Raw genomic sequence first — 26856 nt, 5'->3', positions numbered from 1 at the left:
GCTACGGGCATGCCGACGCCGCGGGAATCCGCGAAGGCGTCGAGCCGTCGGAGAGGAGCGCGCGTCCGAAGTCGGGCGATCCGGACGCGCGGACGAGGTAGAACGACCCGTCGCCGACCGGCTGGTCCGGATCGGCCGCGCGCACCAGCGCGCCGGTCGACGAGGCGTCCGCGCAACGAACCGGGCCGAGATCGACGGCTCCGCCCGAAGCGCGGAGCGCCCCGATGCGGCCGAATACGAACTCCATCGAAGGGCCGCCGGCCGATCCGCACCCGCCCGCAGGCTCGCGCGCGACGCGCAAGGCGTCCTCGCCGCCCCGGGCGTCGAGGCAGACCGGGGTGCCGTTCGCGTACCAGCCCAGGCGGAGGATCGCAGCGGTGCCGGTGCCGGCCGACAGGTCGTCGAAGCACCGGATCTTCTGCTTCACCGACATCTCGGGAAAGACGAGCCCGAGATGATGACCGGCCGTCCAACCCGGACGGTCGACGACCTCCTGCACGAGCGCGCGGAGCTCCGGGGTCGTCACCGTGGCACCGGCCGCCGCGTCTTCGGGCGTCCACGCGGCGCCGGCCGCGGTCATGGGATAGGTGGCGGTGAACGACCCCGAAGCGCCGCCGACGAACGGCGCGACGTCGTCCTGCGCGATCGCGCGCACGGTGCCCGTGTACGTCCCCTGGTTGTGTCCCGACGAGACGAGCTGCACCGTCGCCGACGTGATCGTGGCCGGGTGCGGTACGCCGAGCCGGAATTGAACCGCCGCCTGCCGCCCTTGGTGCTGATCCATCCCCATGCAGATCTGGCCTGGGTAATCGACGTCGCTCAGCATGACACCGTCGACGGGATCGAAGTCCGCATCGCGATCGCCGGTCTCGACACGGTTCTTGAACTCGACCTCGACGATCCGCCGTTCCTGCGCGAGGGGCCCGGTGTCGCGGACGTACGTGAAGTACTCGAGACGGCCGCCGTCCAGCGCCAGCTCGCCGTGCGCCGTTCCGGAGTAGACCCAGCCGTTTCTGACCGGGGGTAGCGCGACGAACATCAGCGTGGGGTCGGACCACGGACCTTCCGGCCGGTCGGCGACGCGCGCGACGGCGTTCTGCGACAACGGCTGCAGGTACATCGCCACGTACCGGCCGAGGAAATCGCTCCAGTGGACGGAGAGCTGGTCGGAGCCGTCGAAGATCTCGATCGCGTCGGTCGCGAGCTGGCTCCAGACGCCGCCTGCCGCATAGAAGCGCCATTGCGAGCGGTCGAGGATCGCGTCGATCGGGACCCGCGCGACGTGCATCGGCTTCGTGAAGCCGTCGCCGCCCGAGCAGTCGTAGAGATAGACCCAGGTCGTGCCGCTCTCGCGCACCTTGACCGAGGCGTTGACGTAGAACGGCTCTCCCTCGTAGAAGAGGAGCGTGGGGTCCGAGCTCTGCGGGTCGACGATCGGACGCACGATGCTCCCGCCCGGCATTGCGGGCCCTACCGCGATTCCGGTTCCGACCCCCGTGAAATTCCAGGCGCCCGGGCCGAGCCACAGCTTCATGTAAGGGTAGAGCACACGCTCGTGCTCGGGGTCGAAGAGCGGCATTCCCGGCCAGAGGCCGAACTCGTAGTTGCACGGTGCGACCTGGCAGTTGTCGCCTTGGTGGAGCGCGTTCGTGGCGATCTCGTCCTGAGTCAGCGGCAGGAACGTCACCGGCGCGCCGGAAGCGTCGGCCCAGTCGGCGAAGCCGGTGAGCGCGTCGAACGCGTCGAGATCGTGCGTCCACGAGAGGGTGTTGTGCCGCCACGTCCCGCCGTCGACCCCCGGGGTGGTGAGGCCGGTGTCGCCGTAGACCCAGACCGAAGCCGCTCCGACGCGGGTCGAGAACGCCCCGTCGCGCAGCGCGATGATCGGGCTCGTCTCGAGAAGACCCATGTCCCGCGAAGAGAGAACCTCGGGAGCGGGCGGCGCGCCCGGGTCGGCGGCGTGCGCAGCGAAAGCGATGAGACCGGCGAGGGCGATCGGCTTCATGACACTCCTGCAGGAGTCTACTCGCCTTCGGGAGGTACGAGGCGTCGAGACGGCCTCAGCCCCGCTCCCACCTCCGCGATGGAAGGGTCGATGTGCTCGCGCGCGGTCACCCGCGCCATCGTCGCGAGCGAGCCGCGGCCGCCGCCTCGCATGACCCGGCGCATCGGACCGTCGTCGACGGGGATGCGCTCACCGGTCTCCGGCCTCACCGGGCAGTCGTAGACCTGGAACCAGTCGCGACACCATTCGCCGACGTTCCCCGCCACGTCGTGGAGACCGAACGGATTGGGCAGCAAGCTCCCCACGGGAGCGAGCGCGGCGAACCCGTCGTCCAGCCATGACTCGTACCGGGCGTAGGCTGTCCCTCTCTCCGCCCGCAATGCGGCGAGGTCGTGCAGATTCGCATGCCCGGCGAGCGATCGCGGATCGTCGCCGGTGTACCAACGGGTCGTCGTGCCGCCGCGCGCCGCGTACTCCCACTGGGCCTCCGTGGGCAGCTCGAGACCGATCCTGGCGAGCACATCGTGGCTCTGCTGCCAGTAGACCTGGTCGACCGGCTGGACGTCATGAAGGGCCCGCTCGGTCTCCGTCGGCGCGCGTGGGGGAGTGAACAGCGAGGGATCCGAAGCCGCGACGCGGCGCCACTGACCGCGCGTCATCTCGTACTTGGACAGGAAAAACGGAGCGAGCGTCACGCGATGAGGCGGCCCCTCGGCCCTCCAGGCGAGTGGGTCGCTGCCGCGATCGGTTCCCATCGTGAAGCTTCCGCCGGGGATGAGCACCAGCACCATGCCGGTCTCGGGGGCGATGACGTACCGTCCGTCCGCCCGGCGAACGGGGCGCTCGCCGCTGCGCCAGTGCAGGAACTCGTAAAGGCCCGAGATCGGGTCGGCGCCGAGAGGCACGAGGCCGATCTGGGGTGTGACCGCGAGCCCAGCGTAACGCGGCGACGCCGCGATCGCCGCCGCCGCCGCGGCCCACTCGGCTGTGGCGTCATCAAGGGTCGCACGCTCGAGCGCGTGGATCTGCGCGATGCGACGCCGCATGTCGGCGATGAGCCCACGGTCGGGATCGCCGAGCGTGCGAAGGTCCAGGACGAGGGCGGCCAGCTGATCGTGGAGCTTCTGGTCTTCCGGCAAGTCGAAGACGTAACGTTGCGCCCGCGCCGCATCCGCCCGCAGCGCGGCGATCTGGTCCTCCGCTTGCTTCAGCTTCATCGCGACGAAGTCGGCCTCACCGGACGGACTCATCGCGGCCAGCTCCTTTCGAAGCGCGTCACGCACCGCGACGAGGTCGTCGAGGCGACCGCCCGCCGGCGGAGCGACGGTCTCGACCCGTGCGCGCCGCCGCATCTCCTGCAGGCGCCTTGCATGGAACTCCGTCCGCACGGCGAGCCTCGACGCGCCGTCGATCCAAACCTCCATCCTCGGGATGTTCTCGGGCCATGTGGGCCACAGCGTGTCCGCGCGCTTCTTGAAGTCGTCCAGGAGGAGCCGGTCGGCGAGATTCCGGTAGTCGGCGAGCCGCTCCTCGGCGACCTCGTGCTCGCGCACCCAGACCGCAGCCCCGAGGATTGCGACGAGGCCGACGATCGCCGCGGCGGCGACGAGACCTCGACGGCGCACGACGAAGCGCCGCGCGCGGTAGGCGAGCGAAGGCGGCCCGGCGAGGACCGGCTCGGAGAAGAGGTACCGCTGGACGTCGGCAGCGAGCTCGGAAGCCGACGCATAGCGGTGCCTCGGGTCCTTCTCCAGCGCCTTGAGCGCGATCCAGTCGAGGTCGCCGGCGATCGCGCGGGCGAGCGCGCGACGGGAGGTTCCGCGCGCCGCCGCCGCTCCGGCATCGACCGCCGCGCTCGGTGGACGCGTCGGCTCTTCCACGATCCTCCGCTGCAAGTCCGCGAGCGCACCGACCTCGCGGCTCCGCAGCTCGAACGGACGCCGCCCCGAGAGAAGCTCGTAGAGGAGGACGCCGAGCGCGTAGACGTCGGAGCGGGTATCGACGTCCTTCGACCCCGGCGTGGCCTGCTCCGGGCTCATGTGCTCGAGCGTCCCGACGATGACCGCCTCCGACGTACGCTCCGGCGCGGCGCCCGCTTCGACCGCGCGCGCCACGCCGAAGTCGATCACCTTCGGCGAGCCGCCGTCCTCGTCGGCGACGAGCACGTTCGTCGGCTTCAGGTCGCGGTGGATGATCCCCTTCTGATGGGCGTGATGGACCGCGAGGCAGACCTTGATGAACAGCTCGAGGCGCCGCGGCAGGCCGAGCGTCCGCTCGTCGCAGAAGCGCGTGATCGGGATACCGTCGACGTACTCCATGACGAAGTACGGGCGGCCGCGCCTCGTCGTCCCCGTGCCGTAGACCCGGGCGATCCCGGAGTGCTCCATGAGAGCGAGCGCCTGACGCTCGCGCTCGAATCGCGCGAGCATCTCCCCGGCGTGCAGGTCGCTGCGCACGATCTTGAGCGCCACGCGCCGCCGCATCGGGTGCTGCTCCTCGGCGAGGTAGACCGTTCCCATCCCACCTTCCCCGAGGACCGAGAGCACACGGTAGGGGCCGATGCGCCTGGGGACAAAGCCGCCGGCGCGCAGACGTGACGTCAGCTCGTCGAGCAACGCGGGATCGTCGCGGCACGCGTCCTCGAGGTAGGCGATTTGATCGGCCGGGTCGAGGGCCGCCGCCTCGCGCAGGATGCGCTCGATCGCCTCGCGGCTATCCCCTCGATCCATCCCAGGCGCCCCCGCGAAAGTGTACGTCGCGTGCGGATGGCGAGAAGGCCCTTTCCGGCTCAAATGTCAAAGGCGCAAGTGCCAGAACTCTTCGTGCGCGAGTGTCGCGGGCAGCGCGGGCCGGAGGAAGCGCGGCGCGCCCACGACGCGCTCGAAGCAGAACGCGCGCGGCACGTTCTCGTAGAGCGAACGCGGCGGAGGTCGCCGGTCGATGCGCTTCAGCTTGCATCCGCTCGCGTGCGTGTGCATCGCGATGCGGCGAATCCCGAGGTGCTCCCGCAGGAACCAGAGGCTGGCAGCGAGCGTCGCCTCGGACCACAGTCGCCGATGGAAGCCGAGCACGTGCTCGACGTAGCGGAACAGGTCGAGGGAGTCGCAGCCGACCTCGTCCATCCACCAGGGCAGCTCGAACGTACCCTCGGCGAGAAACAGGAGCGCGGCCTCGGACGCTTCCTCGGCGTCACGAATCCAGTCGGTCTGGATCTCCTCGATGAGCGCCTCGCCGTGCTTCCCGTCGATGTCGAGCCGCGCCCACGCCATCGTGTGGAGACCGTCTTCGTTGACCGGGTGGCCGCCGCGCGCAAACGGCGTCTCGTTTCCGGGCCGGATGTACCGACGGTACGCGCGATCGTGCGCCCTGGGGAAGTTGAGCTGAAGGACGACGTTGAAGCCCGGACGGCTCGTCTGGTTCCAGTGCCAGTCGCGATCGCTGCCCCAGAGTCCGAGCGTGATCTCGTAGTCCTGGGTCGGCGCCGGGAAGTACGAGTCGAGCAGATCCCAATCGACGCACCGCTCGCGTGTCGCGAAGAGACGGCGGACCGACGGCTTCTGGAAGAGCGCACCGAACCGACCCCGCCGCATCTCGGGCAGGCTCCGCCCTTCCGCTGCCGCGTAGGCGAGCAGCTGCAGGGCGTACCGGTCGCGGAAGTACCGAAAGAGAGTCCCGCCCCTCGGCAACGAGGCGCGGACCTCCTCGGCCAGTCGTCGGTCCAAGGCAGTATCCGGCGCGTGAACGCGCATGCGGTCATTCGTGGCTCCATGGCGGTACGGACGTGCGTCCACACCGCCGCCCGAGGTCACGGGCGATCGATCAGTCGTGGTGAGCGGTCGTGTGCGCCGGCGAGGCGATCAGTCAGAACGCTCTGTGGTTGTCCATGACACGCATCGCCGGTCTCCCGAGGTGACGAACGCGCGGTAGCGTAGCACGCGCCCTCAATAGAGCGGCTTGAACAGGCGCGACAGGAGCTCGGTCATCCTCTTCTCGACGCCCCGATGGTGCCAGGCCTCGTAGGTGATCTCCTTGCAGTCGTGGGCGTCGCGCTCGAACATCGTCTCGACCGTCGTCGCGAACGCGCGGTCGTAGAACGAGACGCACTCCTCGGCGTTCTTCGACATCGAGCGCGCGTCGAAGTTGATCGAGCCGATCGAGGTGAACAGGCCGTCGACGACGAGCACCTTCGAATGGATCATCGTCGGCTGGTACTCGTAGATCCGGACGCCGCCCAGGAGCAGCTCGCCGAACTCGCTGCGCGAGGCGGTTCTCACCGGCGGGACGTCGATGTCGGGGCCCGGCACCATGACGCGCACGTCGACGCCGCGCTTCGCCGCTGCGACGAGCGCCTTCCGGATCTGCGCGTCGGGGAGGAAGTAGGGGTTCTGGATGTGGATGCTCGTCGTCGCGGCCTCGATCGCCATGAAGTAGAGCATCTTCGGGAGCGACGACGCGTCGCCCTTCGACGCCTTCATCGCCTGTGCGAGGATCTCGCCCGTCGGCGGCAAGGCCGGGAAGAACCTCTCGCCCGCGAGGATCTCGCCGGTCGTGTAGGTCCAGTCCTCGCCGAAGATCGCCTGCATCTGCGCGACGACGGGGCCGGTGACGCGGACGGCGGTGTCGTGCCACTCGTCCTTCGCCCGGCCGTCGCCGAGCCAGCGCTTGTCGATGCAGAAGCCGCCGGTGTAGCCGATCTTGCCGTCGACGATGAGCAGCTTCCGGTGCGTGCGGCGGCCGAGGTAGTTGTAGCTCTTCGCCGGACGGTAGTCCTTGACGATCACGCCGGCTTTCTCGAGCTCTCCGCGCAGGGTGTCGAGCTTGCTTCCCTCCGCGTCGGGCATGAGGCGGACCTCGACGCCGCGGCGGCTCGCTTCGATGAGCGCGTCGGCGACCTGGCGGCCGGCCTCGTCGTCGCGGTAGATGTAGATCTCGAGGTTGATCGTCGACTTCGCCTCGCGGATGTCGCCAAACATCGCGCCGAAGATCCCGTCGCCGTTCTCGAGCAGCTCCGCCGAGTTCCCCTTGACCATGACGCTGCCGAAGTTGTCGAGCGAGCGCAGGAACGCGGAGTCTTCGACCGTCAGCGGCGCGTCGAGCGCGTACGTGTGTTGCTGTCTCTGATGGAGGAGCGAGCAGTCGCTCGCCGCGAGCGCGGCGATGAGGGCGAGGGGCGCGGCCACGCGAGGCATCGCCCCTCATCGAATGCATGGATCGCGCCGCCCGGAAAGGCTGCGCCGTGGGGGGAAACCCGGAGTCGCCGGGTAAATCTTGCTAGGACGCGACCAGTTTGAGCTTGCCGAGGACCGCAATCAGCCGGTCGACCCACGCGGCGTCGACCGTGGTGTCGAACTCGCAGGAGAGCGACTCGGCGATCTCGGCGCTCGTGCGCCGGCCGTTCATGAAGTTGACCGCTTCGTAGACGACGAGATCGCGCCCGGGCCCGCCCGCGCCGAAGCGCTTCTCCTGGTCCTTCCACCACGCGAGATCCGCGCCGGCGAGCGGCTCGAACGCGGATCCCTCGAACGGCTGGATCGCGAGCGGGTGCGCGCCATGGCCCGTACCAGGGACGATCGGAACTGGTCCCGACGTACTCGTGAGCGCGCCGAGCGCGGCACGGTAACGAGGCACGCATGCGCCGTCGCCGAACGCGCTCGCCCGTCCCGCCCGCCGCGTGAAGTCGGCGACTTGCTCGGCGACGGCGAGCGTGCCGAGACGTTTCCAGGCGTCGTCGCCGGCGCTCGCGAGAAACGCGGCCGCGGCGGCGGCGAAGACGCCGACCCGCTTGAACTCCGTCGCGTCGGTCTTGTCGATCGTGTCCTCGCTCGTGTGATGGGTCCAGTCGGGATCGTGGCCGAGCATCGTCGAGGGGACACCGAGCGCGAGGAAGACGTCGTGATCGCTTCCCTGCATGTACGGCGCTTCCTCGGCGGGCCAGGTGTGCCGCGAGCCGGTCGGGGCGACGAGCGCCGCGCCCTTCGTCTGGTCGAGCACGTCCTCGAGGAGCGCATTCAGGAACGACGGCACCGAGTCCGGCGTGCGTGTGAAGTAGAAGCGTGAATTCGTCTTGACCGTGTCCTCGCCGACCATGTCCATGTTGAGGTTCGCGACGATGTGCGGTGCCTTCGCCTCGGGATGCTTCGTGACGTACGCCATCGTCCCGTAGAACTCCGGCACCCACATGAAATGAAGGGTCGAGCTGAGCGTGAGCTTCTTCGCCGCGACGAGCGCCTGCACGGTGCGCGCGACCTCGATCATCGCCCCCGAGCCGCTCGCGTTGTCGTTCGCGCTCCACTTCGGGTGGTCGAGGTGCGCCGTGATCAGCACCTCGCGCGCGTCCGTGCCCCGGACGTACGCATGGACGAGCGTCAGCTTTCCGCGGCCGAGCGTCGCATCGATCGTCCCTCGGACGCGCACCGCGCCGTGCGCCATCAGCTCATGGAGCCGGGCGACCTGGGTCGCCGAGATCTGGAACGAGCCGCTCGTCTTGCCGATCTCGCCGGCGCGCGTCCAGAGGCCGTTGTAGCGGACCATGTCGGGATGGTCGGGGCGGTCGAGGGCGTCGGGATAGACGACGGCGCCGGCCGCGCCCCGCTTGATCACCGCTTGGCGAACGACCTCGGCGGCGTAGCCGGTCGCGAGCACGACCTTCCCCGCCACGGTCTTGCCCTCGTAGTCCCTGTCGGAGGTCCCCGCGCCGACGTCGACGAGCTCGCCCTGAAACGAGCCGCCCTTCGAGTAGGTCGAGACGCACATCGGGACGTCGGAGTAGCGGCAGAGACGGTAGGGGACGAACGTGTCGTCGCCCGCGACCGACTCGACCCACAGCTCACCCCCGCGCATGTCCCATCCCATCGGTGAGATCCACGTCTGGTAACGCGTGGCGCCGTCGGAGTCGAATTGCTCGATCGACGCCTCGAGGCCGAGCGCCTTGAGCTTCGGGAGGACGACGTCGCTCGCGACCGCCTCCATCATCGGGCTCCCCTGGATGCGGTGGTACTGGACGATCTGCCGCGTGTTCTCCTGCGCGGCTTCGCCCGAGTACTCGCTCGCGATCGCGTCGAACTGGGACTGCGGAACGAGGTGGGCCCGCTCGACGGCGCGAGCGGAGATCGCCAGGAGAGCGGCGGCGGCGAGGCACGAGGCGCGCATCGACCGCGGATGCTACCGCAAGGAGGGGACAGTGCGTGGTGGAGGTTCTTGACCTGCTGGACCGTGACCTCGGCGGGGCCGGCGCACGACGCCGTCGATCCGCCGTGTGAATCGCTCACGGACAGGGCGACGGATTCGCCTCCTCGATTCCGCCCGAGCGATAGCCCTTGGGGCCTTCTTCGCGGAGACGGTTGCGCGCGGTCACGAGGTAGAACCAGCCCTGCCCCGTCACCGGAGTCGAGGCGTCGGTCGCCGACTCGGCGGTCAGCTCGCTCGCGAGGCAGCCTCCGAATGCGCCGCCGGGGAGGGCCGTGAGAAGGTCTCGATAGACCTCGTACTTCCCGATCGAGCGCTCGGGGTTCCACTGAAGCGTTGTCTTGCCGCTCCACGTCAGGCTCGTCACCTCGCCCGGCGGGCGATAGCGCCCGACGAATCCGGTGTCGGCATGGAAGGACGCGCTCGTAAGGCCTGACCCGACGACACCGTCGCCGATCGCGTCGAGCTTCACGTGAAAATGAGCCGACGCGAGGGTCGTGGCCGTAGGGTTCCCGCCGTCGTTGATCGCCGTCTCGCTCAGCTTGTAGCTCGCGCTCGTCTGTGCCGCGGCGGACGCGGCCAGAGCGATCGAGAGCGTCGCCATGATCAATGGTTTTCTCATGGCAGCAGCACCCGCACGAGCCCCTGTCCCGCCTCGAGCGCCGTGAGGGCACGGCCGACGAGCGGAGCCGGAACCTCCGGCCTGGCCTTCATGGCGCGGCCGGGAGTTGCCGACGCGGTCAGAAGATCGCCGGGATGAATCGCGCCCGTTCCCGCGTCGGCCGCGACCATGGCGAAGCGTCCGGTCGTCACGGCGACCGTCGAGGAGCCGTCGACGATCCGGGACGGCGCGTCGGCGACGCCGACGACCTCGGCGTTCACCGCCCGTCTGAGGGCGCCCGGAGTCTCGGGATCGAGCGCGAGAAGATCGCCCGCGTCGATCGGCTCGCTCGCGGGGAAGACGAGCTCGGCGGGCGGTGCGACCGCCGCCGCTTCCTCCACCCGAGGCTCGATCGAGGCCGGGGTCGCCGCGTTTGTCCGTCGTGCCTCGATCCCGGGGAGACGCGCCGTCTTCGCGCTCGGACTCTCGGTGACGCCGTGGTCGGCCGCCCTGATCTGCTCGAGGAGCGCGTCGGTGCGCGCGTGCGCCGGCACCTCGCGTCCGGCGGCGCGCTCCATCGCCTCGAAGCGCGCGCGGGAGGTCGTCTGCGCCAGCTCGGGATGGCGCGCCTGCTCCTCGAGGAGGCCGGTCATCGTGGGGACGGGGGAGGGCTCGGTCTTCTCGCGAACGACATTGACGTTCTCGAAGCCGACGCGAAGGCCGACCGCGATCCAGTCGAAGGCGACGTCCGGCTCGCCCGCGGCGGTCTTGACCACGATGCCGGTCGTCGACTTCTCGGCGACGTAGAGGAGGGACGGCGCGCCGATCGGCGTGACGTAGACGGTCAAGCCGAGATCGGGGTCGGTGACGTAGCGGAAGGTATCGCCCAAGGAGACGTGCGCCTCGCCGTGAACGGTACGCGCCGTTCCGCGCGTGTACGTGCCGACCTCGTCCCCTTCGAGGGCCGCGTAGACGATGGCGCGGTCGTCGCGCTCGGGGTGATTCTGGATGAAGCTCTTGGAACCATTCCCCTTGACGCTCGTGCCGTCGGAGTCGGCGAGCCAGGTGTGAGTCCCCGAATAGGTATTCTCGAAATAGCCGCCGGTGTAGTAGCCGTGCGCCCAAAGGCCGTAGTACTTGGAGCCGTCGAAGAAGCCGAGGTCGCCGTAGGTCTCGCCGCTCGAGCTGTAATAGACACCACGCGTGGCGCCGGCGACCGCGATGCCGGCACCGTCGGGCGCGTCGCCCAGGTACGCATAGTTGTCCCACGTCGGCCCGACGATGACGCCGCCGACGCTGCCTCCGTAGGAGCGCAATCCGTACTGGTCGCCGATCGCGACGACGCCGGTCGAGGTACTGCCGTGAGTTTCGAAGTAACCGCCCGTCTCCGAGCATCCGACGGTGGAGAAGCCGTTCGAGGAGCCGCCGCCGCACGATGCCGCGACCGCGGGGATCGAGGGATCGTAGTTCCTGAACATCACCGCGCCGCTCTTCGTCTGATAGGTGCTCGACGTGTCGAGGTAGAAGTCCGACGTTTGGCCGTTGAGCTGGCTCGAGTTGGTCGCGGTCACCGCATTCGTCGCGTTGAGCGCATAGGGCGCCGACTGGATGCGGGTCCGTGGCGCCAGCGTCTCCGCGCCCACGCGCACTTCGAGCCATACGGCGGAGTAATCGCGGAAGACGGCGTCGAGCGTGGCGTACGTGCCGGGGCCGGCCCCGTCCGTCACGCTGCCGGAGCCCAGAACGACGTTGAAGAGCCCTCCGCTGACCGGAACGCCGGCCGGCGCGACGTGCTGGTCGACGAGAATCTCGTTCCCCGCCGTGGCGGCGTCCATGAACCGGAACGTCATGTCATACGTGCCTGAGAGCGGCTTGTCGTTTTGATCGCGAAGCACCCCCTGATAGTTCACGGTGGCGGGCGGCGTCGCGGCGATCGACGAAGCGACCCAGAGGGCCGCGAGCGGGAGCACGAGACTGCGGTGCGCCATGAGTGGATCCTCCTACCTCTCAGGACGCAGTCGGGGCGCCGGACCCGTCACCCGTGCTAGCCTTTCCGTTCTTGAGAAAGCTCGCGTATCTCCTGCTCCTCGTCCCGGGCGTCGCCCTGGCGGACCAGGTCTTCCTGAAGGACGCCGGCTCGATCGAAGGACGCATCGTCGAGCAGACCGCCGACACGGTGAAGGTCGACGTCGGCGACGGCGTGATCGGCGTTCCCGCGTCACGCGTCGAGAAGATCGTGAAGGGGAAGTCCCATCTCGACGAGTATGACGAGCGCGCCGCGAAGCTGAAGGCCGGCGACGTCAACGGCTGGCGCAGCCTCGGCCAGTGGGCGTCCCAGCAGGGCCTCGCATCGCAGTCTAGAGCCGCGTACCAGAAGGTTCTCGCCGTGGCTCCCGACGATCCCGCCGCGCGGAAGGCCCTCGGATTCGTCTCCCTGGACGGGAAGTGGGTCACCGAAGAGGAGAGCTATCGCGCGCGCGGCTACGTCAAATACGAGAACGAGTGGATGACGGCGGCGCAAGCGCAGGTGGCCCAGCAGAACGACGCCAACGAGCGGGCGCGTCGCGACGCCGAGCACCGCGCGATCGCGGCCGAGAACGCGGCGCGCGAGGCGCAGGCGCGCGCGGACGAGGCCGAGAAGAAGGCGAAGGAAGAGGAAGAGCTGCGTCGCCGGCAGGATCCCGTTTATTGGGGCGGATGGGGCTACGGGATGACGTACTGGCCGACCGCCCCGATGGGGAACGGCACCGCCACGCTCAACCTGGCGCCGAAGTACGGCGGGGGGACGATCAAGAAATGATCCTCGCGATCGCGCTCCTCGCGGCGGCGGCTTCGACGCCGGCGCCTGCGGCTCCCACGGTCGATACGATCGTTGCCGGCTACGTCGCGTCGCGAGGCGGCCTGGCGAAGATTCGCTCGATCCAGACTCTCCGCCAGCAAGGGCACGCGACCGCCGGGCCGGGGCGGAACGCGGTCGTCATGCGCGAGCTGAAGCGCCCCGGCAAGACGCGCTTCGAGTTCACGCTCCAGGGGATCACCGCGGTCTTCGCGTCGGACGGGACGCGCGGCTGGCAGGTCTCGCCGTTCCAGGGCGACGTCGATGCGCATGCGCTTCCGCCGGAGGCGGTGGCCGAGGCGGTCGAGCAGGCCGACATCGAGGGACCGCTCGTCGACTGGAAGGCGAAGGGACACAAGGTCGAGCTGGCCGCGACCGAGCCGGTCGACGGCCGTCCGGCGTACAAGCTCAAGGTCACGCTCAAGAGCGGCGACATCCGCTACGACTACATCGACACGAAGACGTCCCGTCTCGTGCGCACCGACTCGACGCGGCAGCTCCGCGGGAGCCCCGTCGCCATCGTGACGACTTTTGGCGACTTCAAGATGACCGGCGGCGCGCTCTTCCCCGGTCACGTCGAGGTGGCGGCGGAAGGCCGTCCGAACCACCTCGTTCTCGACGTCGACAAGGTCGAGATCAATCCCCCGATCGCCGATTCGCGATTCACGGTTCCCAGCACGACGCCTTCGCGGTAGATTCCCGGCAACGAACAGGGTCGGCGAGCGCGCGACAAGGGGGGATCCGTGATCAACCTCATCGCTGCCGTATGGCTCATGGCTGCGTCCTCGACCGGCGACGGTGCATCGCCGGATCGCGTCGGCGATCTCGCGGCAATCGAGCGGCTCCGATTCGAGCGACGGACCTGGCCGGGAGCGAAGGACGCCACGCGGCCTCCTTTCGAGGTCGCCGTGCCGGAAGGAGTGATTCGACGACGCGTCGAGAGGACGCTCACGGAGTCGGCGCTGCTCCTCGAGCGCTACGGCCACGGGATCTCGAAGGACGACTTGCGGTCCGAGCTCGAGCGCATGATCCGAGGCTCGAAGGACCCGGCGGTGTTGCGAGCGATGTTCCGCGCGCTCGGAGACGATCCGCGCCGGATCGCCGAGACGATCGCACGGCCCGTCGTCGCGGACCGCATGCTCCGCGACGCCTTCGCTTCCGATGCGACGATCCACGCACCGCTCCGCGACCTCGCGGCCGCGGCGGTCTCGCACGCACGCGGCGCCGGCGAGGCCTGTCCCGCCGGTGCGCAGTGTGTCGACCTCGTGGTTCGAGCGGATCAAAGCGATTGGAACGCGTTCGTGAAGGACCTCTCTCATCGGCGCTTCCAGTGGCCGGGGATGTCACGACGACCGGCGTTGCTCGATCTGGCCGAGGCGACGAAAGCGCTCGCGAGCATTCCCGTGGGACCGTGGAGCGACGTCACGGACGGCGGCTCGAGATACCTGGCATGGCGCGTGACGGCGAAGGATGCTCGCGCGCTCCACCTCGCGGTCGCCGTCTGGAAGAAGCGGAGCTTCGACGAATGGCTCGACCGCGAGAGCGCGGGACGCGGTGTCGCCGACATCGCGCCGCTCGATCCGGGTGCGCTTCCCGACCTCAGCCCGGATTCCACGTGCACGCCGGACACATGGTCGCTCATGGATCCCGAGTTTCCGGCGTCGCGCACGGGCCACACCATGGTGTGGGACGGGAGCGAGGTGATCGTGTGGGGCGGCTTGGGTGTCGCGCTCTTCGACGACGGATGGAAATACAGCCCCGCGACCGACACGTGGACGCCGATCTCCCGCGTCGGCGCGCCGTCGCCTCGCGCCTGGCACGTCGCCGTGTGGAGCGGAACGGAGATGATCGTCTGGGGCGGTATCAACTACACCGACAGTACTTCCGGTCCCGGCAGCGGCGGGCGCTACAACCCGGTGACCGACAGCTGGGTCGCGACGTCCTTGACGGGCGCACCAGGTTTTCGCCAACAAGCCGCAGCGGTGTGGAGCGGAACCGAGATGATCGTATGGGGAGGGTCGGACGATTCGGGCCAGTACCTCGGCGATGGGGCGCGCTACCGCCCCGCCACCGACAGCTGGGTCGCCGTCAGCGCTACGGGGGCCCCGACTCCGCGCGCTATCCACGTCGCCGTATGGACGGGATCCGAGATGGCTGTCTGGGGCGGGTTCGGTCTGGACGACCAGGCGAACACCACCGCCTTGAGCTCGGGAGCGAGGTACAAGCCGTCGACGGACTCCTGGTCGGCGATGGCCAGCTCCGGCGCGCCGGCCGGCCGTTACTATTTCACGGGTGTCTGGAGCGGCACCGAGCTCATCGTGTGGGGCGGAGTCGATGCGAACGGCGTCGATCTCGGTGACGGAGCACGCTACAAGACTCAGAACAACCACTGGTCGACGATGGCGAGCGCCGGAGCTCCGGTCGCTCGCGATAACCATGTCGCGGTGTGGACGGGTTCGCGGATGGTCCTGTGGGGAGGCTACGGTCCCGCAGGATCGACGGCGACCGGCAGCCGTTACGATCCGGCGGCGGACAGCTGGCAGGCCATGACGACGAGCGGCGCGCCGTCGAACAGCGCGAGCACGGCGGTCTGGACCGGCACACGGATGATCACGTTCGGTGGAAGCGGTCCTCTGGGATTGAGCCACAACGGAGGACGCTACGACCCGGTCGGCGATACATGGCTTCCGGTGCGCTCGACGTGGCGGCCGGCACCGCGGTCACGTCAGGCGACCATCTGGACCGGATCCGAGATGATCGTCTGGGGCGGATATACGAACGCGTTTCCGGAGCAGCTCGACGCCGGTCGATACGAGCCGGCGACCGACACGTGGACCGCGCTCTCGATGGCCGGCGCACCGACGGATCGCTGGGACCCTTCGGCGGTCTGGACCGGCTCACGCATGGTCGTTTGGGGCGGCGGCGAGTTCGATCCGGCGGTCGGGAGCGAGCGTCCGACGAACGGGGGTGGACGGTACGACCCAGCAGGCGACAGCTGGAGTCCGATGAGCACCGTGGGACAGCCGCTACCACGGGAATGGCATACGACGGTCTGGACCGGAACCGACATGATCGTGTGGGGCGGGATCACGACGGGTAGCCAGAATCTCGGTGACGGCGGTCGATACCACCCCGCGAGCGATCTCTGGTTCCCGATGAGCGCGAGCGGGGCCCCGTCGGCTCGCGCCTACCATGTCGCCGCATGGACCGGTCGCGAGATGGTCATCGCCGGCGGGAACACCGCGTCGGCCCTGGACTTCGGCGGCGCTCGCTACGACCCCGATCGGGACCTATGGACTGGGAACCGCGATACCGGCGCGCTCCGGCTCAATAACGGCGCGGCGTCGTGGTCCGGCCGCGCTTTGATTCACGCGTTCGGCGATGTCAACGGTCTACGCGTGACCGGCGACCGCTACGATCCATATCAGGACACATGGAGCGGGCTGCCCGACTCCGACACTTGGCTCCAGGTCCGACAAGGCGTCGCGGTTTGCGGCGGCATCGCGTTCTGGGGAGACGACAACGCTTGGCCGAACCCGACCGGCGATGGACGTATCTTTGATGACACCGCGAACAGTTGGTCAGCGATGAACACGAGCGGCGCGCCGCTCGGTTGCGTTCAAAGTGGTGCGGTATCAGACGGAACGCGGCTCATCGTCTTCGGAGGAGAAGGACCGGGGGGCGGCCAGAGCGGTCTATCCGATTCCGGTGGGGTCTACTGCGGTTGCTCCGCACCGCCGCCACTGCGATTGCCCATCCTCTTCGTCGATCACACCGCGACGGGCGATCGCGTCTCTTGGTACCTGCTTCCCGAGGCCACCAGCTACGACGTCGTTCGCGGCGACCTCGGGATTCTCCGAAGCAGCGGGGGCAATTTCGCGGCGGCGACGACGGCATGCCTCGCCAACGACACGCCGGTCTCGACGTCGTTCGATCCCACGGTCCCCGCAGTCGGACAAGGGTTCTGGTATCTCGCTCGCTCGGGACGGCCCGGTGAGGCGTCCACGTTCGACTCGGGTGCACCGAGACAAGTGGCCTCGCGAGACGCCGGCATCGCGGCGTCCGGAGCCTCCTGCCCCTGAGACTCGCCGTGCGGGCCGCCGCCGCGCATGATGGGCGGATGTCCCGGAAGCGACACGCCCGCATCGACCCCATCGAGTCGGCGAAAGCCGCCGGCCTCCGTTACGTCTCCGATGCGACGCCGGGCTATCGCCGCAAGACGTGGGGCGGGGGATTCGTCTACATCGACGCGGACGGACACCCGATCCGCGACAAGAAGATCGTGAAGCGGATGCGCACGCTCGTGATCCCGCCCGCATGGAAGGACGTCTGGATCTGTCCCTCCGAGAACGGCCACATCCAGGTGACCGCGCGCGATGCGCGCGGGCGCAAGCAGTACCGCTATCACCCGAAGTGGCGCGCCGTCCGGGACGAGGACAAGTACGAGCACATGATCGCGTTCGGCGAAGCGCTCCCCGCGCTGCGCAAGCGGATCGACGAGGACCTGGCCGAGCGCAAGCTCTCGCGCGCCAAGGTGCTCGGGACCGTCGTGCGCCTCCTCGAGCTGACCTTGATCCGTGTGGGGAACGAGGAATACGCCCGGGACAACGAATCGTTCGGGCTCACGACGCTGCGCGACCGGCACGTGCGGATCTCGGGTACGAAGGTCACGTTCAAGTTCAAGGGGAAGAGCGGGAAGGAGCACGAGGTCGAGGTCGCGGATCGCCGGCTCGCGGCGATCGTCAAGCGCGTTCGCGCGCTCCCCGGCCAGGACCTCTTCCAGTACCTCGACGACGACGGCACGGTGCAGTCGATCAGCTCGTCCGACGTCAACGATTACCTGCGCGAGGTCATGGGCGGGGAGTTCACGGCCAAGGACTTCCGGACGTGGGCCGGAACGGTGATGGCGTCGCAGATCCTGAGCGGCGCCGGCGAGGAGACCGATGCGAACCGCCGCATCGTCGCCGCGGTGAAGTCGGTCGCCCAGCGCCTCGGCAACACGCCCGCAACCTGCCGCAAGCACTACATCCACCCGCTCGTCCTCGCGGCCTTCGCCGCGGGCAAGCTCGCCGGTGCCGAGGAGAAGGACGACCTCGCCTTCCACGAGGCGGCGGTTCTCAAGCTGCTCAAGGCCGGTTGAGTGGGAAGCGCCCTCCCCGCCTGGTCCAGCCCTTACGGAATTTAAATAATTTAAGCTATGGCTCTATCATCTATATAGGGAGGATCGCGGAATATGGCGATCGCGACGATCGACCCGGTCACCGGCACAACCATTGAGACGTTCTGCGAGATGGACCCCGCGCGGATCGACGGGATCGTGCGCGAGGCTCACGACCGCTCGCGGACATGGCGCACGACTCCGATCGACCGGCGAGCGGTCTTCGTCCGGAATGCGGGTCGAGCGCTTCTCGAGAGCCGGGACGAGCTCGCGCTCCTCATGGCCGAGGAGATGGGAAAGCCGGTCACGGAAGGCCGCGCCGAGATCGAGAAGTGCACGCGGGCGTGCGACCACTACGCCGAGCACGCCGAGCGTTACTTGACGCGCGAGGACGTGGCGACGCAGCACACGCGGGCGTACGTCGTCTTCGAGCCGCTCGGCGTCGTCCTGGGCGTCATGCCATGGAACTTCCCGTTCTGGCAGGTCTTCCGCTTCGCGGTCCCGGCGATCATGGCGGGGAACGTCGCCCTCCTGAAGCACGCGTCGAACGTGCCGCGCGTCGCGCTCGCGATCGAGCGCGTGTTCGCGGCGGCATCGTTTCCTCCGGGCGTCTTCCAGACTCTCATCGTGGGAAACGCGCGCGTGCGCGATCTCGTCGAGCACCCTCTCGTCGCCGCGGTCACGCTCACCGGGAGCAGCGCCGCCGGGGCCGCGGTCGCGGCCGACGCCGGCCGCATGATCAAGAAGACGGTGCTCGAGCTGGGCGGCTCCGATCCGTACCTGGTCCTCGACGACGCCGACCTCGATCGCGCGGCCGCGGTGTGCGCCGCCGCGCGTCTCGTCAATGCCGGCCAGAGCTGCATCGCCGGGAAGCGTTTCATCGTCGTCGAGCAAGTCGCCGAGGCGTTCCTTTCGCGATTCGTCGATGCGATGCGATCGAAGCGCGTCGGCGATCCCAAGGACGAGGCCACCGAGATCGGGCCGCTCGCGCGGCACGATCTCCGCGACGCGCTCCATCGCCAGGTCGAAGAGTCGGTCGCGCGCGGCGCCACGCTTGTCCTCGGGGGGAAGGTCCCCGCCGGACCGGGCGCCTTCTATCCGCCGACGGTGCTCACCCACGTCCGGCCCGGCATGCCGGTGTACGACGACGAGGTCTTCGGCCCCGTCGCCGCGGTTCTCGTGGCGAGAGACGAGGACGACGCCGTCCGCATCGCCAACGACAGCCGCTTCGGCCTCGGTGCGGCGGTCTTCACGGAGAAGCGTGCGCGCGGCGAAGCGGTCGCGCGCCAGCTCGATGCGGGAGCCGTATTCGTCAACGCGCAGGTCGTCTCGGACCCTAGGCTCCCGTTCGGCGGGATCAAGGCGTCCGGCTACGGACGCGAGCTGGGCGCCTTGGGGATCAAGGAGTTCGTGAACGCGAAGACGATCGTGGTCGCCTAGCGGGGAGGGATCCCCCAGCGCCCGTAGAGCGTCGTCAGGCTCGCCGCGATCAGCGGAGCGTCGATCGGGGCGGCCACGGTCAAGATCGAGCGCGCCTCGTGGAGCGCCGCTTCGGCTTCTTCGTAGCGGGCGAGCGACGTGAGGCACCGTCCGTGCCGGAGGAGGGCGCCGCCCAGCTCGGCCTGCGTGGGGAGGAGCGTCCGCCGCGCACCGGCCACGGCGGAGGCGAGGAGCGGCTCGGCCTCGGCCGGCCTCTCCGCATCGGTCAGGATCGCTCCGAGCTCCGTCGTCGCCATGATCGTGGTGATGCCGTCGTCGGTGAACAGCTTGCGGCTCCGTGCGACGGCGTCCCGTGCCAGCGGCTCCGCTTCGGGGAATCGCTTCTGCTCGTCGAGGACCCATGCGAGGTTGATGAGCGAGAAGATCGTCTCGAGGTGATCGTCGCCGAGCTTGGCGCGGCGCTTCGCGAGCGCGTCCCGGACGTCGCGCTCGGCTTCGGTCAGCCGCCCTTCCCGCAGCTCCAGCAGCCCGAGCGAGTTCAGGACCGTGAGCGTGCGGGGATGATCGGGGCCGAGCACCCGGCGGAGACCGTCGAGCGCCTGCGTCGTGTAGCCGCGGGACTCCGCGAGGCGCCCTTCGCTGCGAAGGCAGTCCCCGACGAACCCGGTTGAGTAGAGGGTCTGCGGATGGTCGGCGCCGAGGATGCGGCGCCTCCTGTCGAGCGCATCCCGCAGGTACGTCTCGGCCTCGGCCGGCCGTCCTTCCGCCAGGAGAAGGAGACCGAGATTGCTCACCGCGACCAGCGTGTGCGGGTCATCGTCGCCGAGCACGCGACGCGCCTTCTCGACCAGCTCGGCCAAGAGGGGCTTCGCCTCGGCGAGCTTCCCCTCGGCCTTGAGGAGCATCGCGAGATTGTTGATCGGCGGAAGGAGGTCAGGGTCGTCGGCGCGCTCCGTCTGCCGCTTTCCCCCGAGCGAGGTGCGGAAGAGAGGCTCGGCTTCCGCCAGCTTGCCGCGGGCCTGAAGGACGAGCGCGAGGTTGTTCTCCGCGTTCAGCGTGTCGCCGGCGAGCGGCCCGAGCACGCGTCGTCGCCGCTCGAGCGCTTCCCGGAAGAGCGCCTCCGCTTGGTCGAGCTTGCCCTGATTCTGGAGGAGGGTCGCGAGATCGTTGATCGACTCCATCGTCTCGGAATCGTCCGAGCCGACGAGCCGGCGTCTGAGGTCGAGCGACTTCTCGAGCAGCGGGAGCGCCGAGTCGTACAGTCCGAGGTGCTGATAGACCGTTCCCATCGTGATGAGGAGATCCGCCTGAACGAGCGGCTCGCCTTCGAGCTCGCCGATCTTCGCGGTGCCCTTGTCCAGGATCTCGCGCGCGGTGACCGTTTTTCCGTTCGTCTCGTTCGGATCGACGACCTTGAAGAGCGAGGTCAGAAAGCTCGAGACGTGCTCGGCGCGATCGCGCTGGCGCTCCGCCGCCCGCATCTCGAAAAGAGCGAACGCCAGGCTTCCCAGGACGGCGGCCGTCACGGCGGCGGCGACGCCGACGCCGACGCGATGGCGCACGGTGAACTTCGACAGCCGGTAGAGGCGCGTGTTCGGCCGCGCCTCGACCGCCTCGCCGGCGAGGAAGTGCTCGAGGTCGCGGGCGAAGGCCTCGGCCGAGGCATAGCGACGGCCCGGCGCGCGGTCGATCGCCTTCAGGAGGATGCCGTCGAGATCGCCCGCGAGCTCACGGACGCGCCGCCTTCGGTCCGGGAACCCGGCGGGCACGGCGCGGCTCGGCGGCATCGTGTCGCCGCCGGCGATCGCCGCCTGAATCTCCGCGCGCGTCCCGGTCTTGAGCCGGTAGGGGAGGGCGCCGCTCAGGAGCTCGTAGAGCATGACGCCGAGCGCGTAGACGTCGCTCGATGTCGTGATCGTGCCGCCCTCGATCTGCTCGGGGCTCGCATAGCGTGGCGTCATCGGCGAGCCGCCGAGCTCGGTCGCGTCGCTCGCCGCCGTCGCGTCGCCGCCCGCGCCCAGGAGCTTCGCGATCCCGAAGTCGAGGAGCATCGGCGTACCGCCGGCGGTGACGAGGACGTTCGACGGCTTGAGGTCGCGATGGACGACGAGGTTCCGGTGGGCGTACTGGACCGCGTCCAGGACCGGAAGGAAGAGCCGGATACGCTCGGGAACGCCGATTCCGTTCGCTTCGGCGAAGGCGGTGATCGGGACCCCGTCCACCGCCTCGAGCGCGAGGTAGGGGCGCCCTTCGGCCGTCACGCCGGCGTCGTAGAGGCGAGCGATATTGGGGTGAGCGAGCTCGGCGAGGATGTCGCGCTCCCGGTCGAACCGCTCCCGCCCGCCGCGGTCGTCGAGGCCGGCGTACGGCAGCTTCAACGCCACCGCGCGCTTGAACGCTCCGTCGGACCGTTCGGCGAGCCAAACGGTGCCCATGCCGCCGCGCCCCAGCTCCCGCGCGAGCGTATAGGGCCCGATCCTCTCACCGCCGCGGAGCGACGGCTCGACGGGCCCGCCGCCCCCGGTCTCCGTGTCGTGGAGAGTCAGGCCCGCCGCGTCGCGAAGGAACCCCTCCGATTCCGCGCTCGCATCGGCGGCGAGCAGGCCCGCGACGTGGCCGTGGATCGCGGCATCCTCGGCGGCGAGGCGCGCCAGCCACGAGGCGCGCTCCTCGCGCGGGACGCGGAGCGCCTCGTCGAGCAGCGCCTCGACGCGCTTCCAGGCTTCCGGATCGAGACCGGTCGTCATGCGCCTCTCTCCCACTCCCTCGGACGCAACGACGAGCCGCGACCCTTCATCTCAGCGACGCGAAGAGGAAGGCGCGCGCGGCGCGCCAGCGGCGCTCGACCGTGGACACGCTGGTGCCGAGCGCGGCGGCGATCTCGGGCACGGCGAGGCCGGAGAAGTACCGCATCTCGACGACCGCGGCAGCGTCGGGATCGAGACGCTCGAGGCCGTCGAGCGCTTCGTGGACGCGGAGGATCTCGTCGCTCCGCGCGGGAGCGGCCTCGACCTCGGCGGGGAGCGAGACGAGCGACACGCCGCCCCCCCGCCGCGCGGCGATGCGACGGCGCACGAAATCGACGACGACGGAGCGCATCGCCCGAGAGGCGTAGGCGAGGAACTGGCTGCGGTCGGACGCGGCGACGCGGCCGGCCTCGTGCATCCGCAGGAAGCTCTCGTGAACGACCGCGGTCGTGTCGAGGACCGCGTCGCGGCCCCCGTCGCGGAGACGCGCCCGCGCGAGCCGCCGGAGGGTCCCGTACAGCTCGTCGTAGATGCGCGCCGCGGCGTCGCGGTCGCCAGCGTGCGCCGCCCGCAGGAGCTCGGTGATTTCGCCCAACGTCGCCCTCTCCGACGTGGGCCGGATGATACGCCTAGTCGCGCATGCGTTCTGTCATCGTTCCCTCGGCTGCCGTCAAGCAGCGGTCTCGAGCAGGTTTTCGAAGAGGTCCCGGTAGTGGATCGTGGCCCGCCGCAGGTCTTCCGTGCGGGCGGTCCCGCGCTGCGCTTCGACCGCGATGGCGTGCGCCTCGCGGTAGTTCTCGACGAACCTCGGGTGATCGACGGAGATGTCGGAGGCCCGCATCTCGAAGTCGGCGACCGGGTATCCGCGCGCCCGCATGACCTCGTCGACGAGCGCCGAGGCTTCAGTCACCGCGCGAACCGGGTTGTCGACGAACGAAGCCTGGGTGGCGCGCCAGCGCTCGGCGAATCGGTCGCGGTCGCCGGGTGCGAGCGGGTGAATCGCGAGGTTCTCGACCCTGCGTGTGCGGGCGGCGAGGTCGGCCTCGGCCGCGGAGCGGCGGCCGGTGTTCTTGAGCGTGCGGTCGTATTCGGTGCCGAAGCGCCGCCGCAGCTCTTCGGTGCGGCGGTTGCGGACGACCAGATACGCCACGGCTGCGATGACGATCACGGCGATCGCGACGGCGGTGAAGATCGCGCTGGTCTGAGGGTTCATGGCGGCTCTCCTTCTCGGTTCGCTTCGGAGGCTACGCCGCGCTTCCGGCTCGCGCGATCGGGTGTTCTCCCTACGTGAAAACCGGCGGGACGATGCAGGGAGCGGCCCCGGTCAGGATCCGTTAACCTCCCGCATGGAGATGCGCACGTTCCTCGTGCTCCTGGCCGCCGCGGCGCTGGGCGCCTCGTCGGCGGAGCCGAAGAAATTCCCGAAGCCGAGTGACGAGGAACGTCTCGATCTCGTCCGGCGTGCGCACGTCTTCGCACCGACGGACGTCGCGTCGAAGGACCTCTTCCAGGGGCCGCCCGGCAAGCTGCGCATCCATCCGATGGACGACGTCACGTGCACGTTCTTCCCGAAGCAGATGAACGGCTGGACCGAGAAGTTCTCGTGCAAGCTCGAGAACGGCACCGTCGTCAAGGTCAAGTACAACGGCCCGAGCGCGTACAAGGAAGTCTTCGGCGAGGTCCTGGGCACGCGCCTCTTCTGGGCCCTCGGGTTCTACGCCGATCGCATGATCCCGGTCAGCGTCACGTGCCTTCAGTGCCCTGAGCACCCGTGGGAGTACGTCGACCATCGCAAGCGCGTGCCGCGCGACGAGAAGGGCCACATCGAAGATCTACCGCGCGACGCATTCCCCGGGACGTATCACTTCGACCTCGCCGCGATCGAGGAGCCGATCGATGCGGAGGTCATCGAGCAACAGGGCCGGCAAGGGTGGGACTGGAAGCTCCTCGACTCGGTCGACGAGGCCGCGGGCGGATCGACGAAGGCGGAGGTCGATGCGCTCAAGCTTCTCAACGCCTTCGTGCGGAACTCGGACAACAAGGCCGCGCAGAACACCCTGGCGTGCCCCCGCGACGCGATCGTCGAGGACGGCTCCGGCAACCTCTCGTGCTCGAGGCCGATCATGTACGTCGACGACCTCGGCTCGGTCTTCGGCGAGGGGGGGATCACGACGGGAGGGACCGCCCGCATCGACTACGAGGGATGGAAGGCGCACTCCGTCTGGAAGGACGCGAAGAAGTGCGAGGCGCGGCTCGCGGCGATCGGCGGCGTGTTCCGCCACTCGACCCTGCACGACCCCGTCATCGGCGAGGGCGGCCGCAGGCTGCTCGCGGCGCAGCTCGACAAGCTCACCGACGAGCAGATCGCGGACCTCTTCCGTGCGGGACGCGTCCTGCGCCTCGAGCAGAAGGTCCGGGACGGTGCCTCCGGCGAGCGGCCGGTGACGATCGACGACTGGGTGGCGCTCTTCAAGCAGAAGCGCCTCGAGATCACCGAGCACCCGGGCTGCCCGCTGCCTTGACCTCCTCGCTGCCGATCGCGCGCGGCCCGGGCCAGTCGGACTCGAAGATCGCCAGGAGCTGCCGGGTCACCGTCGGATTGCTGATGAGGAGGCCGACCTCGCGCCGGTCGTCGAGCTCGATCTTCCGGAGGCTCTGGCTCCCCACGAACGCGCGCGTTCCGTCGCGAATGACGGCGCGCACGTGGAGGCGCATCGGCGGCTTCCCGACGCGGACGCCCTCGATCGAGCCCTTGAGCGATCCGATGATCCGGATCCGGACGCCGCGGCGCGCGCGCTCCTTCAGGACCTTGATCATGAGGGGGTCCTGGACCTTGACGTCGTAGATCGCGAGGTCCTTCCTGGCGCCGGAGATGAACTTGGCGAGCGAATCGCGCGCGGTCTCGGGGCTGACGACGAGGTTCGACCGGCCCGGGTTGTAGAGCTGCCGCGTCGTGTCGGCTTCGAAGAGCTTCGAGGCCTCGTTCACGGCGCGCGTGTCCCTGGTCGCGATCGCGAAGCTGCGGCTCTTCGCGATGTCGAGCTTGGTGAAGTTGAAACCGAAGACGTAGAGCGTGCCGTCGGCGATCATGTACTTGCCGTGGTAGCGGACGAGCTCGTCCGAGGTGCGCGTGACCATGACGCCGCCCGCGAGCAGGCGCTGCTCCAGCTTCCTGAGATTCGCGTCGCCGCCGGTATTCGTGTTCGCGATGAGCGCCCGCACTTTGACCCCGCGGGTCACCGAGGCGGTGAGGGCGACCTCGATCTCCTTCCGGTCGAGACGGAAGATGCAGATGTCGATCGAGGTGCGGGCGCGCCGGATCGCGGCGACCACCGGGTTGAGGCCCGCGTCGGGCTGGACGATCGCCTTCACGATTCCGGCATGCGGCGCAGGGCGATCCCGGAGTCGACGACCTCCCCCGTCGCCGAGACGGCGTTGAAGTACATCTTGTCTCCCGAGATCTCGACCGCGAGGAACGCGTTGTCGGTGTCGAACCCCTTGGCCGTCAGACCGGTCCCCTTCTGGATGTCGCCCGCGGCGAGCTGGCCGCCCGAGCCCACGACGAAGTGCACGATCCCGTGCTGCGGCTTGATCCGCTCGTAGAAATGGTCGTGGCCCGTGAAGACCACGCTGACGTTGTACTTGATGAAGAGCGGCTCCAAGGTCTCACGGAGCTTGACGTCGGATCCGTGCCGTCCGCCCGAGGAGTAGAGCGGGTGATGGAAGACCGCGATCTTCCAGTCCTCCTTCGAGCCTTGCAGCTCCTTCTCGAGCCACGCGATCTGCTCGGGCACGGGATACGTGCTGTCGAGCACGAAGAAGCGGACGTTCTCGTGAGGGGCCTTGAACGAGTAGTAGAGCTTCCCGTCCATGTTGAACAGCTTGTAGAACCGCTGCTCCCGGGCGTCGTGATTGCCGAGGGCGCCGTAGAACTTGACGTCGGCGTCGAGGAGCGGCTTGTAGGGGGTCTCGAACTTCGACTTGAAGTCCTGCGGCCGCTCGGAGCCGTAGAGGTTGTCGCCCACCGTGATCACCATGTCGGCGGGGAACGACTCGTGGAACTTCACCATCTCGGCGGCGAGGGCGTACTCGCCCTTTCCGGCGGTGCCGAAGTCGCCGAGGACGATGAACTTGAGCGAGCCCTTCTGGTCGGGAAGGGCGACCGGCGCCGTCTCGACCTGGGCCGGTCCCGCGGTGACGGTGGTTCCAGCGCGGCAACCCGAGGCGGCGAGCACCGCGGCGAGTTCCGTCGCGAGCAGTCGGCGCCGCAAGCGGGTCACGGCAGCACGTCGTTCGTGAAGTCGACGATGACGTGCGCGTGCGTGTCGACGAGGATGAGCCGCTTGCCGATGAAGCGGTACTCCATGTCTTCCTCGAGCTTCGGCAGCGGCTCGAGCACCTGAGGCGGCATCGTCGAGAGCGGGACGTCGTCGGGGTACCGCTCGTCGATCCTGAGATCGGGGATGCCGGGATTCTCGTCCATGATCGACGCTTCGATCGTCTTCCCGCCGGGCCCGGCGAGCACGGCCTTGACGGTCCGTTTCACGAGCGCCTCGATCGCGGGCGAGAAGAGATCGCCCCGCTTCGCACCGGCGCGATTCGTCTTGATCGCGGTTCCGAGCGCGCGCTGGTTCTTGTCGAGGTCCTGCGGGCTCGCATCCTTCGCCAGTTTCGGCAGCGCGGCCTCGAGCTTCTTGTGGAGCGAGACGTAGTCCTTGAGGCGGGCCTCGAAGTCGAGCGCCGCCTTCTTCTCCGCGGGCGTCAGCGCGATGACCTGGCGTTCCGGCGGAATCGGCTCCTTCGCCGCGAAGGCGGCGGTGACGGCGAGAAGGGTGGCTCCGAGAAATCGCGACATGTGCCCCCATCGTAAGGGGGTCGGTCGCG

Annotated in this window: 19 protein-coding genes; 6 read left to right on the top strand and 13 right to left on the bottom strand. The window is 69.0% G+C overall.

What is annotated here, in order from left to right; genetic code table 11:
• Window position 1: 1 nt before the first annotated feature.
• From VFV19_17970 to VFV19_17940, 7 genes are all read right to left on the bottom strand, one after another.
• Window positions 2–2005, bottom strand: coding sequence for a DUF4185 domain-containing protein (locus VFV19_17970; GenBank protein ID HEX4826192.1), 2004 nt, complete (start codon window positions 2003–2005; stop codon window positions 2–4).
• A gap of 17 nt (window positions 2006–2022) precedes the next feature.
• Window positions 2023–4734: a bifunctional serine/threonine-protein kinase/formylglycine-generating enzyme family protein gene (locus VFV19_17965; GenBank protein ID HEX4826191.1), complete on the bottom strand. Its 2712-nt coding sequence runs from the start codon at window positions 4732–4734 to the stop codon at window positions 2023–2025.
• 66 nt (window positions 4735–4800) lie between these two features.
• Window positions 4801–5727, bottom strand: coding sequence for a hypothetical protein (locus VFV19_17960; protein HEX4826190.1), 927 nt, complete (start codon window positions 5725–5727; stop codon window positions 4801–4803).
• A 219-nt stretch (window positions 5728–5946) separates the two neighbouring features.
• Entirely contained in the window at window positions 5947–7194 is a 1248-nt protein-coding gene (locus tag VFV19_17955) for a phospholipase D-like domain-containing protein (protein ID HEX4826189.1), read from the bottom strand.
• Between the two features lie 82 nt (window positions 7195–7276).
• A complete protein-coding gene (locus VFV19_17950) occupies window positions 7277–9154 on the bottom strand; it encodes a DUF4910 domain-containing protein (GenBank protein ID HEX4826188.1) in 1878 nt (625 codons plus the stop codon).
• A 115-nt stretch (window positions 9155–9269) separates the two neighbouring features.
• Window positions 9270–9812 carry a hypothetical protein gene (locus VFV19_17945; GenBank protein HEX4826187.1) on the bottom strand — a complete coding sequence of 181 codons (543 nt, stop codon included), beginning with the start codon at window positions 9810–9812 and terminating at the stop codon, window positions 9270–9272.
• A complete protein-coding gene (locus VFV19_17940; protein HEX4826186.1) occupies window positions 9809–11779 on the bottom strand; it encodes a hypothetical protein in 1971 nt (656 codons plus the stop codon). The genes VFV19_17945 and VFV19_17940 overlap by 4 nt, the downstream gene beginning before the upstream one ends.
• 71 nt (window positions 11780–11850) lie before the next feature.
• On the opposite strand from VFV19_17940, the gene VFV19_17935 reads away from it, so the two are divergent.
• The 5 genes from VFV19_17935 (at window position 11851) to VFV19_17915 (ending at window position 19225) form a co-directional block, all read left to right on the top strand.
• Entirely contained in the window at window positions 11851–12591 is a 741-nt protein-coding gene (locus VFV19_17935; GenBank protein ID HEX4826185.1) for a hypothetical protein, read from the top strand.
• Window positions 12588–13322, top strand: a complete 735-nt coding sequence (locus tag VFV19_17930) for a hypothetical protein (GenBank protein ID HEX4826184.1) — start codon at window positions 12588–12590, stop codon at window positions 13320–13322. The genes VFV19_17935 and VFV19_17930 overlap by 4 nt, the downstream gene beginning before the upstream one ends.
• A gap of 48 nt (window positions 13323–13370) precedes the next feature.
• On the top strand, window positions 13371–16709 hold the full coding sequence (locus tag VFV19_17925; GenBank protein HEX4826183.1) for a kelch repeat-containing protein: 3339 nt from the start codon (window positions 13371–13373) through the stop codon (window positions 16707–16709).
• Between the two features lie 38 nt (window positions 16710–16747).
• On the top strand, window positions 16748–17767 hold the full coding sequence (locus tag VFV19_17920) for a hypothetical protein (protein ID HEX4826182.1): 1020 nt from the start codon (window positions 16748–16750) through the stop codon (window positions 17765–17767).
• A gap of 93 nt (window positions 17768–17860) precedes the next feature.
• The gene (locus VFV19_17915) at window positions 17861–19225 is read left to right on the top strand and encodes an NAD-dependent succinate-semialdehyde dehydrogenase (GenBank protein HEX4826181.1); all 1365 of its coding nucleotides are present in this window, start codon (window positions 17861–17863) and stop codon (window positions 19223–19225) included.
• Here the strand turns inward: VFV19_17915 and VFV19_17910 are convergent.
• From VFV19_17910 to VFV19_17900, 3 genes are all read right to left on the bottom strand, one after another.
• Window positions 19222–21972: a serine/threonine-protein kinase gene (locus VFV19_17910; GenBank protein ID HEX4826180.1), complete on the bottom strand. Its 2751-nt coding sequence runs from the start codon at window positions 21970–21972 to the stop codon at window positions 19222–19224. The two genes, VFV19_17915 and VFV19_17910, sit on opposite strands and share 4 nt — an antisense overlap.
• Before the next feature lie 46 nt (window positions 21973–22018).
• Window positions 22019–22567: an ECF-type sigma factor gene (locus VFV19_17905; protein ID HEX4826179.1), complete on the bottom strand. Its 549-nt coding sequence runs from the start codon at window positions 22565–22567 to the stop codon at window positions 22019–22021.
• 75 nt (window positions 22568–22642) lie between these two features.
• Complete coding sequence (locus VFV19_17900) at window positions 22643–23185, bottom strand: hypothetical protein (protein ID HEX4826178.1); 543 nt, start codon at window positions 23183–23185, stop codon at window positions 22643–22645.
• Window positions 23186–23318: 133 nt separating this feature from the next.
• Here VFV19_17900 and VFV19_17895 point away from each other — a divergent pair, with 133 nt between their 5' ends.
• Window positions 23319–24494: a hypothetical protein gene (locus tag VFV19_17895; GenBank protein HEX4826177.1), complete on the top strand. Its 1176-nt coding sequence runs from the start codon at window positions 23319–23321 to the stop codon at window positions 24492–24494.
• Here the strand turns inward: VFV19_17895 and VFV19_17890 are convergent.
• The 3 genes from VFV19_17890 to VFV19_17880 are packed head-to-tail and all read right to left on the bottom strand — an operon-like array spanning window position 24463 to window position 26827.
• Window positions 24463–25344, bottom strand: coding sequence for a phospholipase D-like domain-containing protein (locus VFV19_17890; protein ID HEX4826176.1), 882 nt, complete (start codon window positions 25342–25344; stop codon window positions 24463–24465). The genes VFV19_17895 and VFV19_17890 overlap by 32 nt on opposite strands.
• A complete protein-coding gene (locus tag VFV19_17885) occupies window positions 25341–26252 on the bottom strand; it encodes a metallophosphoesterase (protein ID HEX4826175.1) in 912 nt (303 codons plus the stop codon). Before VFV19_17885 ends, VFV19_17890 begins: the two co-directional genes overlap by 4 nt.
• A complete protein-coding gene (locus tag VFV19_17880; GenBank protein HEX4826174.1) occupies window positions 26249–26827 on the bottom strand; it encodes a hypothetical protein in 579 nt (192 codons plus the stop codon). Before VFV19_17880 ends, VFV19_17885 begins: the two co-directional genes overlap by 4 nt.
• Window positions 26828–26856: the final 29 nt, after the last annotated feature.

Source organism: Candidatus Polarisedimenticolaceae bacterium, assembly GCA_036275915.1.
Taxonomy (GTDB): domain Bacteria; phylum Acidobacteriota; class Polarisedimenticolia; order Polarisedimenticolales; family DASRJG01; genus DASRJG01.
The sequence above is the reverse complement of the archived record's forward strand: the minus strand, read 5'-3'. Positions and strand labels throughout refer to the sequence as shown.

Bases quoted from the DNA above. Each gene is read 5' to 3' on its own strand.
- VFV19_17970 (HEX4826192.1), bottom strand. From the start codon at position 2,005: ATGAAGCCGATCGCCCTCGCCGGTCTCATCGCTTTCGCTGCGCACGCC.
- VFV19_17965 (HEX4826191.1), bottom strand. From the start codon at position 4,734: ATGGATCGAGGGGATAGCCGCGAGGCGATCGAGCGCATCCTGCGCGAG.
- VFV19_17955 (HEX4826189.1), bottom strand. From the start codon at position 7,194: ATGCCTCGCGTGGCCGCGCCCCTCGCCCTCATCGCCGCGCTCGCGGCG.
- VFV19_17950 (HEX4826188.1), bottom strand. From the start codon at position 9,154: ATGCGCGCCTCGTGCCTCGCCGCCGCCGCTCTCCTGGCGATCTCCGCT.
- VFV19_17945 (HEX4826187.1), bottom strand. From the start codon at position 9,812: ATGAGAAAACCATTGATCATGGCGACGCTCTCGATCGCTCTGGCCGCG.
- VFV19_17940 (HEX4826186.1), bottom strand. From the start codon at position 11,779: ATGGCGCACCGCAGTCTCGTGCTCCCGCTCGCGGCCCTCTGGGTCGCT.
- VFV19_17930 (HEX4826184.1), top strand. From the start codon at position 12,588: ATGATCCTCGCGATCGCGCTCCTCGCGGCGGCGGCTTCGACGCCGGCG.
- VFV19_17920 (HEX4826182.1), top strand. From the start codon at position 16,748: ATGTCCCGGAAGCGACACGCCCGCATCGACCCCATCGAGTCGGCGAAA.
- VFV19_17915 (HEX4826181.1), top strand. From the start codon at position 17,861: ATGGCGATCGCGACGATCGACCCGGTCACCGGCACAACCATTGAGACG.
- VFV19_17910 (HEX4826180.1), bottom strand. From the start codon at position 21,972: ATGACGACCGGTCTCGATCCGGAAGCCTGGAAGCGCGTCGAGGCGCTG.
- VFV19_17900 (HEX4826178.1), bottom strand. From the start codon at position 23,185: ATGAACCCTCAGACCAGCGCGATCTTCACCGCCGTCGCGATCGCCGTG.
- VFV19_17895 (HEX4826177.1), top strand. From the start codon at position 23,319: ATGGAGATGCGCACGTTCCTCGTGCTCCTGGCCGCCGCGGCGCTGGGC.
- VFV19_17880 (HEX4826174.1), bottom strand. From the start codon at position 26,827: ATGTCGCGATTTCTCGGAGCCACCCTTCTCGCCGTCACCGCCGCCTTC.